This is a genomic window from Clostridium sp. 001 (assembly GCF_019056555.1).
Lineage (GTDB): Bacteria > Bacillota > Clostridia > Clostridiales > Clostridiaceae > Clostridium_B > Clostridium_B ragsdalei.
Genome location: NZ_CP020473.1, coordinates 639,820 through 656,468 on the forward strand (window position 1 = coordinate 639,820; position 16,649 = coordinate 656,468).

Here is a 16,649-nt window from a genome sequence, read left to right on the forward strand (position 1 = left end):
TTTTCAAACAGCATTTCGCCTCCTTATGCATTTTTATCTATTAAAATATAGTCTTTTAATATAACTGCTTTTATCTTATCATAACTTATATCTTCAGAAAGTTTCTCTTTTATAGGTTTTAATTTTGATATTCCTATCTTTTTCGTAACTTTTAAAATTTGATTTTCTTCTTCATCTGTAAATATTCCACCAAAATTTATATTTAAATCTAGAACACCCTTTTCCTCTGCATACTTTGTTATATGTGAAAGTACCGTAGATACGGTAATTTGCCTGTCTTTTGCTATTTGTTCAAGGTCTTTGTGCTCTTTAATCATCCCTGCCGTTATTTCATGGGTTTTTAGTTTTAAATTTTTGCTTTCTTTCTCGTTTTTATCATTTTTGTCGTTCTTTAACTCATTTTTAAAAATCCACTGTGGTTTAATTTTACTTTCATCCAGATAGTTTTTTATAGCTTCTAAAAATCTTTCACCATATTTCTTTAATTTCAATTGGCCTACACCAGATACATCCAGCATCTGCTCAAAATTTACAGGACACCTACTGCTAAGTTCCTTTAGCGTAGTATCCGGGAATATCAAATAAGGGGGTATGGATTCCTCGCCTGCTATCTCCCTCCTTAAAACTCTCAAAACTTCAAATAGATCATTATTTAAAATAATCTTTTTAGCTTTAACAATTTCCTTTAAGGTTACTTTTTCTTCTCCCTTTAGAACCTTTATGGATCTAGGATTCAATACCACAGTAGGATATTCTCCTTCTTTTAATGAAATGTACCCATGAGCTATAAGTGTATTTATGAAATTTGAAAGTTCTTCCTTTGAATAATTTTTCATTATGCCATGGGTAGACAACTTATCAAATCCATACTGAATCACTTTTCTCTGTGAGGAACCTCTAAGTACATCTACTATCATATTTACTCCAAATTCTCTTTTCATTCTATATATACAGGAAAGTACTTTTTGGCAATCTATAGTTTTATCTACAAGCTCTCCTTCACTTATACAATTGCTGCAGTTTCCACATTCTTCATAATCTACTTGTTCTCCAAAATAATTTAATATATATTTCCGTAAACATCCATTGTAATGTACAAAATCTATCATTTGTTGAAGTTTTTTATATTCATTTAATCTTCTTTCAGGAGATTGAATACTTGTTTCAATAAGATATTTTTGAGTAATAACATCTTGAGGAGCAAACATTAAAATACAGTCGCTTTTCTCTCCATCACGACCTGCTCTACCTATTTCTTGATAATAGCTTTCTATGTTCTTAGGCATATTGTAATGAATAACATATCTTACATTTGACTTATCAATACCCATTCCAAATGCATTTGTCGCAACTATTACATTTACCCTGTCATATACGAAATCCTCTTGATTATTTTTTCTTTCTTTATCAGAAAGACCTGCATGATATCTAGTAACAGCTATATTATTTTCCTTAAGTCTTTCATATATGCTATCCACTTCTTTTCTAGTAGCTGCATATACTATACCAGATTGTTCTTCATTAGTTTTTATGTATTTTAGCATATACCCTAACCTATTTCCAATTTTCAAACATCCAATTTTCAAATTTTCTCTATCAAAACCAGATATGAAAACCTCAGGTTTATTCAGCTTTATTTGATTTACAATATCTTCTCTAACCTCTATGGTAGCCGTAGCTGTAAAAGCTGTAACTACGGGTCTTTTAGAAAAGCTTTCTATAAACCTCCATATATATGTATAGCTAGTTCTAAAATCATGTCCCCATTGGGAAACACAATGTGCTTCATCTACTGCTATTTGAGATACATCTATGCTTTTTATAATCTGGCAGAATTCAGAAGACTCCAACCTTTCCGGTGCTACATACAGCATTTTTATATTTCCTGCAGTTAAGCTTTCACATATATGCAAAATATCCTGGTGTGAAATAGAACTGTTTATATAAGCTGCTCCTATTCCTAAATCCTTTATGTTATCTACTTGATCTTTCATAAGTGAAATAAGTGGAGATATTACAACTGTTACCCCCTCAAATAACACTGCTGGTATCTGATAACATATGGATTTACCTCCTCCAGTGGGCATTACAGCTAAAGTATCCTTCCCCTTTAGTATACTTTCAATTACCTTTCCTTGATCCTTCCTAAAGTCACTATACCCATAATATTTATGTAGAATTTCCAAAGCACTACTAAGCAATGATTTCACCCCTGTAACATAATCTATATTTTTATTATAGCATAGAGATATTATAATATCCTGATTTGCACTTTTAAAAAATAAGCATCTTTTCTCACTACAATTGCACTGTACTTGTAATTAGTAACTATATGTTCTATAGAATCATAGTATTTTTTATCTATAGAGTATACAGCCTGTTGATTTTTATCTATCAGACTGTAAGCACCCTGTTCCTTTTTTATATACAAATTATCCCACTCCTCAATTTCTACTACACCTTTTGGGATATCAAATAGTATACCTCTTGTTCTCAATATTTGCAAAAGATGGGAGTAAACTTCATCATAGGATTTTTCCTTTGCAATAAGTTTCTCCTTAATAGCTGAAAGTTTATCTAATTTTTCTCCTTCCTTCTTTAATTGAATCTCCAATTTTTCTTTTTTTGTTTCTAAATTTCCGGCTCTATTTTGTTTATTTTCAGTATAGTTTTTTATAAATTTATGCAACATATTCTCATTTTCATTCACATACATTCCTCTTTTCACATTTGTTAATATCTCAACTTTGGCACATACAAAATTGGGGCATAATATAAAAATATTACGAAGTAATTTGCTTAGTTGAGAATTGAGAGTGGAAAGTGGAGAGTTAATGTGGATTTTTTTCCGTTACACTACGAAAAATCTTTAATTAAATTTTGATGGCTCGTTTTGCTAAGGCAAAACATTGATGACTTATATAATTTAAAGATTTTTTGCGATAGCTAAAAATCAACCTTCACTCTCAACTCTCAATTTTCAATTCTCAACTTGCGAAGCTTTGATTCGTAAAGTTTTTAAACTGCCAAAGTTGAGTTAATATATATAGCTATTGCACTATAAATCATAATTTTATAAAATTATATAGAGGTGTCTAAAATGGATAAAGTATATACCTTAATATTAAAATATCTAAAAAAAATTGAAAAGTCAATTATTTTTGGTATGCAAAATTTGAATTTGTTTTTTGATAAGAAAAAAACTATTGATACTGCATATAAACCTATATTAGATGAAAAATTGAATGACGTAAAAAATTTAAAAAACAAATTAAATGTCCTGCAAAATAAAAATGCCTCTTTTGAAAAACAAATTAAACATTTAAGAGGCTCTATGATGAAAAAAGAAAAACTTATAAAAAATCTCCAGGACATTATATCCCAAAGGCAAAATTAATACTTGTATTCTTATTATATCAAAATAAAGGAAAGACATATTGTCCTCCTTTATTTTAAAGACCTTAGTATACTTCACTATAAAAACTTATCCATTAATGAATAAATTTTGTTTAAAAGATCTTCCACAGAATGACGTCTACTTCTTCCACATACTTTGGCATTTTCACCGCATAAGAGACACTTTCTCTCACTTACACCTAAATCTGTCCTGCTAATCTGCTCTCCAGTTTTAGTGAATACATCAAAGTCAAATATTCTTCCAAGCTCATGGTTTTCTTCAATGGATACAGTGATTTTTTTTACACTAATTGCATCTGCATCTACATTTAAAAATGCCTCATCACCAGCAGCAGAACTATTTAACATTTTGTTAAATATATCTATATTATTCTTTTCTAACTCTTCTTCCAGCAAGCAAATCCCCTTTTTATGAAGTTTAGCAAAGGATTCATTATTTTTTTCTGCTCCTGGTATATTTAATGTAAATGAAATTAGTGTGGTTTTAAATGTATTTAATAACTCTTTTTGAATTTTCGCCCTTTTTTCTTTAGCTTCAAGTATTTCATCAAGAATATTACTTGTACTTTTCATATATTCTTCCACTAAGCATAAAAATACAGTTACGCCTAACAAATCGGCACTTCCTCCAGGGCTTATATTTTTATCTATGAATTCATTACAGAGATCATTTATTCTTTTTCTTCCCTCACTGGTCCTCATTCCTCCAGCTAAAAGTACTTTCCTAGCTTTTTCTTTAACTTCCTCTAAAACTTCAGGAGAATGCCTGTATATTATAGTTGAATCATCACATTTTTGCATTACTCCAATAAGGGTATGTACCAATCTATCATTAGTATTTAAATCCACATTTTTCTTATAAAAATCCAGAGAAAAATCAAAAATTGTAGGCAGTCCCCTCTCTACTTCTCCACGCACACCATCTGTTTTATATTTAATAAATAATCTTTCTCCATGACTTAGATTTGTACTATCTTTTAAAGTAAAAAGTTCTTTTGAAACTATACCCTTTGTCATTTGTTTTATAATACTTCTAATTTCGTCAAATTTTTTTCTCTCATAAATGACCTTTCCCACAGCTGCACAGGTAACACCCATCAAAAATAGCATTCCTTTATGGGTATTAACTCCCTTTGTCTTAATAAACATATCTTTTTCAGCTTTTATTCCTAAATTTCTAATGCTATTAAATATTTCTTTATAGGATTTATCTGAAAGTCCTTCTTGAACAAACATAGTCATATATCTGCTTAAAACAGAAGTACTATCTATAAAAGTAAAAAAGTCCATATCCTTATGAGCACCACATGATACAGGTGACACCAGGCCAGGACTGGGATAACAAGAGACTTCATAAATCATAGCTTGTACTGCGAAACCTCCAATTATCATAGAAATTTCGTTTATTTGAAACGTTTCCTCATTTTTCATATTGTTTTCTCCATATATTATTTTTATCCTATAGTTGATATATAACTTTTTAGTCGTACAAATACGAAATATATTTTATCATACTTGCATGTAAAATGCTATACAGCTTATACTTCTAAAGTTTGTTTATATTAGTTCACAGGGTTTCAAAAATTGTAGTTTATAATCACATATATTTTCGAAATTCATATATTAAATAGAAGTACTTTACAATATTGGAGGAACTACTATATGTGTTCAAATCATATTGGATGCAAATTTCCACGCTTTTTTCCACCCCAACATCAGCCACATCAACCTGGTATTGAATATATTATGACACCTAGACCAGTTTTCGAACCACCATTATGTGCACAATATCAAACGACAAAAAGATTATTAAACAAAGTAGCTTTAATAACAGGAGGAGACAGCGGTATTGGGCGTGCTGTAGCATGTGCTTATGCAAAAGAAGGAGCTGATATTGCCATTGTCTATCTAAATGAACATGTAGATGCAGAGGGAACAAAATCTAGAATAAAAAAATTGGGGCGAAGATGTTTAACCATTCCAATTAACATAGGAGTCGAAGAGAATAGTAAAATTATAATTCAAGAAGTTATGAATCATTTTGGTAAATTAGATATTCTTGTAAATAATGCTGCAGTACTTTATTACAATAATTCTATAGAAGAAGTATCTAGCAAACAATTAGAATGGACTTTTCGTATAAATGTATTTTCTTATTTCTACTTAACTAAAGCAGCTCTACCTTATATGAAACCAGGCGGTTCTATCATCAATACTTCTTCAATAGTTGCTTTTAATCCTCCTTATGGGATATCTTTAGATTATGAAGCTTCAAAAGGTGCCATTGCTAATTTCACTATAAATTTAGCCCGAAGTTTGGTTTCAAGAGGAATACGTGTAAATGGTGTAGCTCCAGGTGAAACCTGGACACCTTTAATTCCAGCAGGATTACCTGCAGATAAAGTTGCCGTTTGGGGTTCAAAAACACCAATGGGAAGAGCTGCTCAACCATTTGAAATTGCTCCAGCCTATGTATTCTTAGCTTCCAATGAATCAAGCTATATGTCAGGACAAACAATCCATATGTATTCTTAACCAAGTTAATACAATCACAGTTTTAGGATATTATATTTCTAAAACTGTGATTGTATATATCTTTATTTATTGTTATCCAGAATATTTACATAAAGATCTTCTGGTTTTATATCTTTCTTTAGAAGCCCTTGTTTCTTTAGCCAATCTATATTATTCTGCCAAACACTTTTATCCTGACTTAAGAAAGGTTCACCATTTGACTCCATCTTAGGAAGAAGTATACTCATACTTTTTTCCTCTACTGCTTGTACTAAAGGGAAATTATCTTTTTTCTGATTGTCCATAAGTATTTTTAAAGCTGCCTTAGGATTTTTCTTAGTATATTCGAATCCCTTTTGAGATGCCTTCATAAACTTTTTAAGTACTTCAGGTTTTTCCTTAAGAGTTTTGTCACTAGTTACAAACACTTCTTCATAATAATTTGGCACCCCATATTTTGCAGGATCAAAATAATTTACAGGATGTCCTTCATTTTGAAGTACTGGAACCTCATGATTTATAAGTCCTCCCGTAGTTGCATCTACTTTTTTAGTTACCATAGAAGATAGTAAATCAAATCCTACATCAACCATTTTAACGGAATTTGGATCTCCTCCTTCTTTTTTTACCATAGTTTTTACATATTGAACATTTAAAGAATTTCCTGAATAACCTACAGTCTTTCCTTGAAGATCTTTCGGTGTATTTATATTCTTTTCCTTTAAAGCTATTATTACATTAAGCGGTGTATGTACAATAGCTCCTATAGATTTCACAGGAACCCCCTGATTTGCTCTCGCAATTACAATATCCGGTTGATAGTATATTCCAATCGTAGCTTTTCCTGCTGCTGGAAGTGAAAGAGGATCTGTAGTATCTGATGGAAATTTAATATTTACGTTAAGTCCTTCTTCCTTATAGTACCCATTTTTAATAGCAGCATATATAAAACTATGTATTGCATTTGGATACCAATCAAGTACTAAATCCACATTTTCTAACTTACCATCTTTACCTTTTGATGAATCACTGCTATTTCCACACCCTCCTAATATAACAGCTGTCAGTAAAAATGCCATTACAAGAGATAAATATTTATTTTTTTTCATACTTCATTCCTCCATTTTACTATTTTATTTTCTAAAACATTTAATATTTCCACTAAAATTAGAGCAGCTAGTGATAATATGACAATAGGTGCAAACACTCCTGCCCCATCCATTTGTGTCATCATTCTCTTACTAAAATATCCAAGACCTGCTTCTGCTCCAAGCCACTCACTTACAGCTGCCCCCACTACACTTAAAGGTACTGCCATTTTAAGTGCAGAAAAAAAGTAAGGAAGTGAAGCTGGAAACTTTAACTTCATAAATATATCTTTTTTACTAGCACCATAGGTGATTAAAAGTTCTTCCATATCTTTTCTTGTAGAACGAAGTCCATCATATACATTTATAGTTATAGGAAAAAATGTTATAAGTACCGTTACAAGTACCTTACTCCATATACCATATCCAAACCAAAGTATGAATATAGGTGCAAGTGCAGTAATTGGAACTGTTTGAGTTACAATTACAATTGGATAAAGAGCTCTTTGTATTCTTTCACTTATATTCATAGCCACAGAAAGCACTACCCCAAGCACTATAGATATTAAAAGTCCCTCAATAGTAATCAAAAGAGTGGCAGGAAGGTGTACTAAAAATAAAATATCTTTAAGTTCCCATATTTTTTCTAAAATAGCAGTAGGAGAAGGCAGTATATACATTGCATCTATATACATTGCTAGAGCCTGCCATATTGCAAAAAACAATACAGCAACTATTATGGATGATCTATACCTTTTCACAGCCTAACCCCCTTTTTTAGTTCATTTATAAGTTCCTCTTTTATCTTTAATATAGGAGGTGTGTCTATCATACTTCTAGTCCTCGGATAGTTGAGAGGCACTTTTATTTCTTTAAATTTTCTTATTGGAGTTTCAGATGTAACAAATATCTTAGTTGATAAAAAAAGAGCTTCTTCTACATCATGGGTTATAAATAATATAGTTTTATCTAAAGCTAACCATTTATCAATGAGCCATTCCTGCATAGAAACTCTTGTTATAGCATCTAATGCACTGAAAGGTTCATCCAAAAGCAACACTTCTGCTCCCGTAAGGAGAGTTCTTGCAAAAGACGCCCTCTGCCGCATGCCTCCTGATAAATCCTTCGGGTATTTATTTTTATATTTTTCAAGTCCAAAATCCTTTAACATTTTTTCTGCTTGAACCTGTGCCTCTTTCAAATTTTCACCTTTAACTTCAAGGGGAAGATATACATTTTGAAGTATAGTTCGCCAGGGTATAAGAAGATCATTTTGCGGCATATATCCTATATAACCTTTTAAATCATTTATATTTTTATCTTTTAAAACTATATCTCCTTCAAAAGCCTTTTCTAGCTTGCAAATAAGTCTAAGTACAGTACTTTTCCCACATCCACTAGGACCTACTATACTTATAAATTCCCCTTTATCTACATTAAAATTGAGATTTTTTATAATGAAATCAGGATCTTCCTCGTATTTGAAGCTTACATTTTTAAATTCCAGCATGATTTCACATCCCCTCGTTATAAGCCATATCCCAGAACATATATTCATACTTGCTTGTATTTATAAATATTTCCTTTAACCTGTTAAATTTCTTTTCCGATATATTTTCTGTCAAATAATCTAACAAATCTATCACCCACTTAGTCTCCTTTTCATAATCACTAGATATATACCCTTTTATCCACTGTCCATAGAACTCATTGTCCAGTGACCCATCTATTTTACTCAACTTTTTACCAATTAAATAGTAACTCCACATACAAGCTAAAAGAGAAGTAGTTAAATCCATTAAATCTCCCATTTGAGATACAGACAGCATATAGCTTGTATACGAAATATTTTCAATAGAAGCTTTAGCATTTTCTATTTCCTCTTTTTTAATGCCTATTTTTTTCATATAATGCCTATGAATATTCATTTCTCCATTTAATATATTGTCCACCATATTTGAGAACCCCTGCATTATGCTTTCTTCACTGGATTTTATCACCCCTAAGGCATACACTTTCGCATAATCTAAAAGATATATGTAATCTTGAATCATATAAAATTTGAATTTATCTATTTCTAAGTTTCCCTCTCCTATTCCCTTTACAAATGGATGTTCATAGTAAGAATTCCATATGTCTTTTACGCTTTCGTATAATTTCATAGATGTTTTCATAATAAGTTTCTCCTTTTTCATCCGACAGACACATTATTAATTGAAAATAAAAGGTACAAACCTCTTAGGAAGTTTGTACCTTTATTTATCAATTACATAAAAACCTCTTCCTACGCTGGCATTAACCAGATCAGGTATAGGGTCTAAGAATTATATTCTTACTCTCAGCCGGTAACACCAGCCCCCCTGGGATACTAAATCTATTTAATTTTTACATTATCAATACAATATTTATATTACTACAATAGCAAAAGTTGGTCAATGCTAAAGCTGTCACGCAATTAACGTAACAGCCTCTTTTGCTTAAATTATACAATAATTTAATTATTATTTATCAATAGCAAAAATTCTAGCTGGATTATCTTTCAAAATGTAGTTTAATGCCTTATCTTCCATTCCAATTTGTTTTAATAAAGGTACGAAACGTGTAAGCATATAATCTATACCGTTTGCCATACCCTCGTCTTCCATATAACTCCAAAGTCCATCCATAAATCCTGCATCCATAGACAATAAAAGTTGTTTGCCATATCCTTTATTTACAAGTGAAATCATATTCTCGGCTAATAAACTATCAGGAGCATATTTAACTTTATTCGGTCCATCAAAACATATATTGACACCTTCATTAAGTACTTTCTCGTAATAATATATATCAGGATTTCTTTGAAGATGGCACAGTATAACTTTATCAGTGTTTGCTCCATATGCTTTTAATAACCTGGCTACTTCCCAGGCCATTGTTCCAAGATCCACATGTACTGAAATCGCACATCCAGTTTCCTGTTGGGTTAATGCAGCTACTTCCAATGCTTTTTGTTCAAGCTTGGATATCAATCTATACCCCGTACCTGCTTTTATTAAACCTGCACGAGCTTTTGTACGTTCAACTACAGGCCCATTATAACTGTGAATATCCATTCCTACTTCTATTTCAGCTACCATCATTTCAACTATTTTATCAATATTAACTGTTGCAAGCCATGATGTCCTTTTATCATAACGTATGCCTTTATGAAATCCAGTTGTCATTATAATATGTCCTCTGTCTTTTACTGCTTCAGCTACTTTAAGCATTGATTTTACATTTCTTCCACAGCCTATAGGATCCATACAAACCATAGTTTTTCCACCAGCATCAGCAAAAGATGAGAACTCTTTTATTGCACTAGGTACACTATCCATAAGAAAACTTGGATCTTCATCTACTTCTGGTCCACCACTTCTAATTAAATGATCATGTGAATCAGTTACCCCCATTTCCTCTGGTAAAATATCTCCCAAAACTGTCCTTATTATCTTCAAAATTATCTCCTCCTTTTTTGATTATTAACATTTAAAAATACATTTACATTAATATTTGTATGCGTTTAATCTTTTCATATAAGATAAAAATATTAAAAAATTATAATTGAACTCATATCTACTGATAATAATATTGCTGGAACAAATGATCGCGTTTATTCTAGCAAACGATATCAAAAGAATACGAAGTCTATCATATAAAAGTTAAAACTACAGAAGATATGATAAACTCCGTTAGTATAGAAGATTATAGTTGCTTAATCTAATTTCATAGGCTTCAATTCTGGCATAATCAAATAAGCAAATGCTCCAATGAGAGCAACAATACCCGATATAATAAATGGCAACGCATAAGAATTGCTAATGCCGATCAATACGCCAATCAGAATTGGGCAAACGATTCCAGCGATATTAGCCGCAGCATTTTGTACAGCACCTATGGTAGCAATCATATTACTGTTTGGTGCAACATCTGCAGGAAGCGTCCATACAACAGATCCTGCTCCAGTTGCTGCTCCATTTGCTATGCAAAGAACGGTTACAGTAAACCACATGTTATGGGAAATAGCTGCCAGACCAATCACGCAACTCAATAATAAGCCCACAATCAATGGAACTTTTCTTGATACCGTCGTTGAGTGTCCATTTCTATAAAGCTGGTCACAAACAATTCCTCCGATCCAGCCACCAAGCATTGCAGCAATTCCTGGTAAGATACCAATAAAACCAAACTTAAGGAGTTTAAGATGATAAGTATTAATCATGTAAGTAGGAAACCATGTGAAGAAAAAGTAAGAGACAAAATTAATTGCAAAGAATCCCACCATCATACACCACATTGTTTTTTGCTTAAATAACTTTGCCATCGCATATTTCGGAAGTTCTTTTGAAACATTCCCTTTTGCTTCTTCCTGATCAGACTCAATAAGGTTCAATTCCTCACTAGTAATACTATTATGCTGTCTTGGTGTTTTGTAGTATTTCAGCCATACAAAGCCCCAGATAGCTGCGATGCCACCAACAATTGCAAACGATAAACGCCATCCAATGGTAGTAATAAAAACTGCAAGAAGTGGAGTAGCAACAGTTCCGCCAAGTTTTGATGCACTATTAAATGTACCACTGGCAAAGCTACGTTCCTTCTTTGGAAACCAATCTTTAATAGCTTTACTGCCAGCAGTATAAAGAGGTGATTCTGCCGCACCAAGGACAAAACGAAGGCTGAAAAAAGACAAGAAACCTGCAGAAAGTGAATTTAAGGCTGTTGATAATCCCCAAATAATTGAAGCAAAGCCTTGTGTCAACCTCGGTCCAATCTTGTCAGCTATATATCCTGCTGGAATTTGGAAAATAACGTATGACCAGAAAAATCCGGAAAGAATAAAACCTGTTACAGCAGGGGACATATGAATATCTTTCTGAATGTACGGCAATGCAATACTTAATGTTGATCTATCCAAATAATTGAACGCCACACCTAGTGACAGAATACACAGCATAGCCCATCGACGGCCAGCTTTTTTACGCACATTACCCGTACTTTGATTACCTATAATATTTTTTTCATTCTGTATGCTCATTATTAATTCTCCTTTCCTATGATTCACATCTTGATAGATGTTTAATCAAAGCTGTAAAATGTATATTATTTATTTTCCTCTAAAGTGACTATAAATTTCGTCGTTGTTTTCATTTTTACCCATTATAAAAATATTCTATAGCAATAAAATGATATTTAATCATACACCCCCTTCCGAAATTTTATATAACCGAATGCGAAATTCCACATTCGTTAATTTCCTAACTTTTAGCCATTAAGCTTTACATCTACATATTGTTTACAATAAACTCAGGTTTTTCATTGTTTACCAATACATTTACAATATTTTCTACACAAGTCATGCCAAGTGCGTCAGTAGCTCCAGCTGTATATCCTGCAATATGAGGTGATGCAATAAAATTAGGTAACTCAAATAGTGGATGTGATTTTAATGGTTCTTCTGTAAATACATCTAAAGCTGCCCCTGAAATCACTCCTTCTTTTAATGCCTTATATAGATCGTTTTCTACAACAATTCCACCTCTTGAAGCATTAACTAAATATGAACCTTTTTTCATAATTTTCATTTTTTGGTAATTAATTAAATCTCTTGTACTGTCCAAAAGTGGAATATGAATTGAAACAAAATCACTTTGCTTTAATAATTCATCTATTGTTACAAATGTAATTCCATTTTGAGCTGCAAACTTTTCATCTGGATAAGGATCGTATGCCAATACATTCATGCTGAATCCCTTTGCTCTAAAAGCAACTTCTTTACCTATATTCCCAAGCCCAATGATTCCTAAAGTTTTTCCATGGACATCAGTTCCAAAAATTCTTGGCCATTCGCCTTTCTTTGTCAAATCATTAGCTTGAGGAATTTGTCTTGCTGAAGCAAGTATTAATCCAAATGCAAAATCTGCAACAGCATGTTTATTGGCATTTGGAACATTTGTTACATATACATTTCTCTTTTTTGTTGCTTCTAAATCAATATTGTCAACTCCAACACCATGTTTACATACAATTTTCAAATTTGGCGCATTTTTTAATACGTTTTCATTAATTTGAGTAAAAGCCACTATTAATGCATCAACATCGTGTATCTTTTCTATAAATTCGTCTTCTGCAATATCTGCTGGCAGATAACTCACTTCTATATCGTTTTTATTTAAATACTCTATAGGTTCTTTTGAATATTTTGCAAATGAAGGTGATGTAGATATAACTTTCATTAATAAAACCTCTTTTCATTTTATTTTTCAATTGAAAAAATTTTAGCAGCGTTATTCTTTAATATGTCTTCTACTACCGAGTTTTCCATACCAATCTGTTTTAATAATGGAACAAATCGTGTAAGCATATATTCTATTCCATTTGCCTTACCTTTACTTGCCATATAAGCAGAGTGCGCATCTATAAAACCTGCATCCATTCCCAATAGTAATTGTTTTCCATATCCTTTTTGAACAATCCACATTATATTTTCAGCCAAAAGAGTATCTGTATAGTACTTAACTTTATTTGGTCCATCAAAACAAAGATTAACACCTTCATCAAGTACTTTTTCATAATAATATCTATCTGGGTTTCTTTGAAGATGGCATAATATAATTTTTTCTGGTTTTGCTCCATATTCTTTTAATAATTTTGCTACTTCCCAGGCCATTGTTCCAAGATCTACATGTACTGAAATAGCACATCCAGTTTCCTGTTGAGTCATTGCAGCCACTCTTAATGATTTTTGCTCGATTTCCGATATTAATAAATTTCCTGTACCAGCTTTTATTACACCAGCACGTGCATTTGTACGCTCTACAACTGGACCATTATAACTATGAATATCCATTCCCACTTCTATTTCAGCTACCATCATTTCAACTATTTTATCAATATCAACTGTTGCAAGCCATGAAGTTCTGTTATCGTAAAGATCACCCTTATGAAATCCTGTTGTCATTATAATATGTCCTTTACCCTTCAATGCTTCAGCTACCTTAAGCATTGATTTTACATTTCTACCACATTCTATAGGATCCATGCATACAATAGTTCTTCCACCAGCATTGATAAATGATGAAAATTCTTCTATTGCAAAAGGTATACTATCTAGTAAAGAAGGTGGATTTTTAGCCACTTCCAATCCTCCACTTCTTATTAAATGATCATGTGAATCAGTTACTCCCATTTCCTCTGGCGAAATATCCCCCAAAACTGTCCTAATTACTTTCAATTTTAAATTCCTCCCTTTTATTTCATCAAATCAATATGAATTTAAATATTTTAATCATACTGACTTGATAATTTACTTTTTAATACTTAGTTTTAGGTACTAATTCAACTGCTGATTTAATTGCAGCTAACATGCTCTTTTCATCAGCAATATTTTTTCCAGCTATATCAAAAGCAGTTCCGTGATCAACAGATGTACGTATAACTCCTCCATTTAACCCAACTGTTACATTTATTCCATCAGACATTCCAAGAACTTTTATAGGAATATGTCCTTGATCATGATAGCATGCAACTACAATATCAAAGTCACCATTTACAGCACGGAAAAATACTGTATCAGGTGGATAAGGTCCACTTACTTCTATCCCTTCTTCTTGAGCTCTTTTTATTCCTGGAATCAACTTTTCTTCTTCCTCTCCATTTCCAAAAAGCCCATTTTCACCAGCATGTGGATTTATACCCGAAACTGCAATTTTAGGTTTCTTATAGCCTGCTCTAGAAAGTACATCATTGGCCAATTTAATAACCTTATAAGTCCTATCTGGATTTATCATTTCAACTGCTTTTACAAGTCCCACATGTGTTGTAAGGTGAATTACCTTAAGTTTTGGTGAAGATAACATCATTGAATAATCTTTTGTATCAGTTAACTTGGCCAAAATTTCTGTATGGCCAGCAAACTTATGTCCTCCCTTTTGCATAGCTTCCTTATTTAAAGGAGCTGTACAAATAGCTTGTATTTTCTTTTCTTTTGCAAGTTCAATAGCTTTCTTCACAAATTGAAATGCCGCATCTCCAGATACTGGAGATACCTTCCCAATAGGTAAGTTTTCTGGAATTATATCAATATTAAAACAATCAATTTGACCATATAAAAACTTTGCATCTTTTATATCATCTATCAAGTTTAAACCAATATCTGATTTAGTAACTTCTATTGCTTTTTTTAAAAACTTTGGATCTCCTATAACTACAGGTGAACAAATATCGTATATATCACTATGCTTTAATGCCTTTACAATGATTTCAGGACCAACTCCTGCTGCATCTCCCATTGTAATACCAATTATAGGTTTCATTATTCATTACCTCCTTGAAGTGCTGAAATAGCTTTACTCATAATAAGTTCTGAGCCAAAACTTCCTGCTTTTGTTACAGCTAAAATTTTTCTACCATCATTTAATTCTCCAAGTGGTATTCCAGGTTCTATTTTTGAAAGCAAATGGAACTCATTTGCATCAAGTTTGTTAAATACCTGATATGCAATATCTCCTCCAGTTAAGAAAAGATTTTTCACTTTAAAATTATTTATTATATTTACAGAAACTTCACCCAATAACCTTGAAATAGTATTACTTATTTCAATTGCAGTATAGCCATGTTTCATACCAATATCTTGGGTTTTCTCTACTTCACTTGAAGAAAATAGTGCCAAATTTTTATTACACTTTATAGCATTTTGGGCTTCTAAGAAAATATGATTTAATTCTTTTTTTCTTTCATCACCATCCAAAATAACTTTTGTGGATTTCATTTCAATTCCAACTGTATTAGTATCTGATAGTAATTTATCCAGCTGTTTTCTACTTGATTTGCTAACACTGCCTACAACCAGTAAGACTGTATCCTTATTTTGCGATAATCTTACGTTTTCTTTTATCTTTTTTATTTCATAAGCTTGGGGCAGGTATTCCATTAATCCAGCTGAACCGCACCATATAACTGAAAATTCAGTCTTTTTTATAAAATTAACTAGTTTTGTAAAATCCGATTCACAAACGGTATCTACAGTAATGTAATAAATACCTTGCTTTTTAAATGATTTCAAACACTTTAAAATATATTCATAACCCCTGCCTAAATCACTATATAAAATATGTCCAACTTTTTTATGTGATTGATCTTCAATTATATTTTTTATAAATGAAGTTTTCACAGGTGTCTTAGGATCTTTAGCTACTTCTGTTTCACTTAATTTTTTATTATTCAAGTAGTATGTTCCATCTATGACCTGCCTCCCATTTTGTGGGTAGGCAGGTGCAATAATAACAAAGTCAGTTTGAAACACATCATACATAGCATTGATCTCATCACCAATATTTCCTCTCATTGTAGAGTCAATTTTTTTATACACTAAATCAAAAGACTTTTCTTTTAAATGTTTTGACACATCCCTAACTCTATCATAAGCTTCATTTGATGCTAAATCTCTGCTGTTAGTATTGTATATAACTACATCCTTTTTATCTAAAGAACATCTATCCCATTTCAAGATTACAGAAACATCCAAGCCATAATCAATCAATTGTCCTCCACAATCATTTGCTCCTGTTAAGTCATCAGAAATAACTGCTATTTTCATAAGCTTTCTCC

15 protein-coding genes and 1 riboswitch are annotated in these 16,649 nt (G+C 31.9%); of the genes, 2 read left to right on the forward strand and 13 right to left on the reverse strand.

Going from position 1 to position 16,649, the window contains the following annotated elements; genetic code table 11:
- Positions 1-23 precede the first annotated feature (23 nt).
- On the reverse strand, positions 24-2,201 hold the full coding sequence (recQ, locus tag B5S50_RS02780) for a DNA helicase RecQ (RefSeq protein WP_217303026.1): 2,178 nt from the start codon (positions 2,199-2,201) through the stop codon (positions 24-26).
- Positions 2,202-2,251: 50 nt separating this feature from the next.
- Positions 2,252-2,710, reverse strand: coding sequence for a hypothetical protein (locus B5S50_RS02785; RefSeq protein WP_065076799.1), 459 nt, complete (start codon positions 2,708-2,710; stop codon positions 2,252-2,254).
- A gap of 390 nt (positions 2,711-3,100) precedes the next feature.
- Here B5S50_RS02785 and B5S50_RS02790 point away from each other — a divergent pair, with 390 nt between their 5' ends.
- On the forward strand, positions 3,101-3,397 hold the full coding sequence (locus B5S50_RS02790; protein ID WP_065076800.1) for a hypothetical protein: 297 nt from the start codon (positions 3,101-3,103) through the stop codon (positions 3,395-3,397).
- Positions 3,398-3,474: 77 nt separating this feature from the next.
- Here B5S50_RS02790 and citG read toward each other — a convergent pair whose 3' ends face one another.
- On the reverse strand, positions 3,475-4,848 hold the full coding sequence (gene citG, locus B5S50_RS21905) for a triphosphoribosyl-dephospho-CoA synthase CitG (protein ID WP_083985495.1): 1,374 nt from the start codon (positions 4,846-4,848) through the stop codon (positions 3,475-3,477).
- A 231-nt stretch (positions 4,849-5,079) separates the two neighbouring features.
- On the opposite strand from citG, the gene B5S50_RS02805 reads away from it, so the two are divergent.
- The gene (locus B5S50_RS02805; RefSeq protein WP_065076801.1) at positions 5,080-5,952 is read left to right on the forward strand and encodes an SDR family oxidoreductase; all 873 of its coding nucleotides are present in this window, start codon (positions 5,080-5,082) and stop codon (positions 5,950-5,952) included.
- 62 nt (positions 5,953-6,014) lie between these two features.
- Here B5S50_RS02805 and B5S50_RS02810 read toward each other — a convergent pair whose 3' ends face one another.
- The 10 genes from B5S50_RS02810 to B5S50_RS02855 form a co-directional block, all read right to left on the reverse strand.
- A complete protein-coding gene (locus B5S50_RS02810) occupies positions 6,015-7,040 on the reverse strand; it encodes an ABC transporter substrate-binding protein (RefSeq protein ID WP_217303027.1) in 1,026 nt (341 codons plus the stop codon).
- Positions 7,037-7,780 carry an ABC transporter permease gene (locus B5S50_RS02815; RefSeq protein WP_217303028.1) on the reverse strand — a complete coding sequence of 248 codons (744 nt, stop codon included), beginning with the start codon at positions 7,778-7,780 and terminating at the stop codon, positions 7,037-7,039. The genes B5S50_RS02810 and B5S50_RS02815 overlap by 4 nt, the downstream gene beginning before the upstream one ends.
- Positions 7,777-8,529, reverse strand: a complete 753-nt coding sequence (locus B5S50_RS02820) for an ABC transporter ATP-binding protein (protein WP_217303029.1) — start codon at positions 8,527-8,529, stop codon at positions 7,777-7,779. The genes B5S50_RS02815 and B5S50_RS02820 overlap by 4 nt, the downstream gene beginning before the upstream one ends.
- Before the next feature lie 4 nt (positions 8,530-8,533).
- Complete coding sequence (tenA, locus tag B5S50_RS02825) at positions 8,534-9,193, reverse strand: thiaminase II (protein ID WP_217303030.1); 660 nt, start codon at positions 9,191-9,193, stop codon at positions 8,534-8,536.
- Between the two features lie 90 nt (positions 9,194-9,283).
- Positions 9,284-9,391: riboswitch (TPP riboswitch) on the reverse strand.
- Positions 9,392-9,520: 129 nt separating this feature from the next.
- Positions 9,521-10,498, reverse strand: a complete 978-nt coding sequence (locus B5S50_RS02830) for a phosphotriesterase (protein ID WP_217303031.1) — start codon at positions 10,496-10,498, stop codon at positions 9,521-9,523.
- 257 nt (positions 10,499-10,755) lie between these two features.
- Positions 10,756-12,078 (reverse strand): MFS transporter, encoded by a 1,323-nt coding sequence (locus tag B5S50_RS02835; protein WP_217303032.1) that lies wholly within the window; start codon positions 12,076-12,078, stop codon positions 10,756-10,758.
- Positions 12,079-12,325: 247 nt separating this feature from the next.
- Positions 12,326-13,276 carry a phosphoglycerate dehydrogenase gene (locus tag B5S50_RS02840; protein ID WP_217303033.1) on the reverse strand — a complete coding sequence of 317 codons (951 nt, stop codon included), beginning with the start codon at positions 13,274-13,276 and terminating at the stop codon, positions 12,326-12,328.
- A gap of 20 nt (positions 13,277-13,296) precedes the next feature.
- Positions 13,297-14,274 carry a phosphotriesterase gene (locus tag B5S50_RS02845; protein WP_217303034.1) on the reverse strand — a complete coding sequence of 326 codons (978 nt, stop codon included), beginning with the start codon at positions 14,272-14,274 and terminating at the stop codon, positions 13,297-13,299.
- Between the two features lie 79 nt (positions 14,275-14,353).
- The gene (gene pdxA / locus B5S50_RS02850; RefSeq protein ID WP_217303035.1) at positions 14,354-15,355 is read right to left on the reverse strand and encodes a 4-hydroxythreonine-4-phosphate dehydrogenase PdxA; all 1,002 of its coding nucleotides are present in this window, start codon (positions 15,353-15,355) and stop codon (positions 14,354-14,356) included.
- Positions 15,355-16,638, reverse strand: a complete 1,284-nt coding sequence (locus tag B5S50_RS02855; RefSeq protein ID WP_217303036.1) for a four-carbon acid sugar kinase family protein — start codon at positions 16,636-16,638, stop codon at positions 15,355-15,357. The genes pdxA and B5S50_RS02855 overlap by 1 nt, the downstream gene beginning before the upstream one ends.
- Positions 16,639-16,649: the final 11 nt, after the last annotated feature.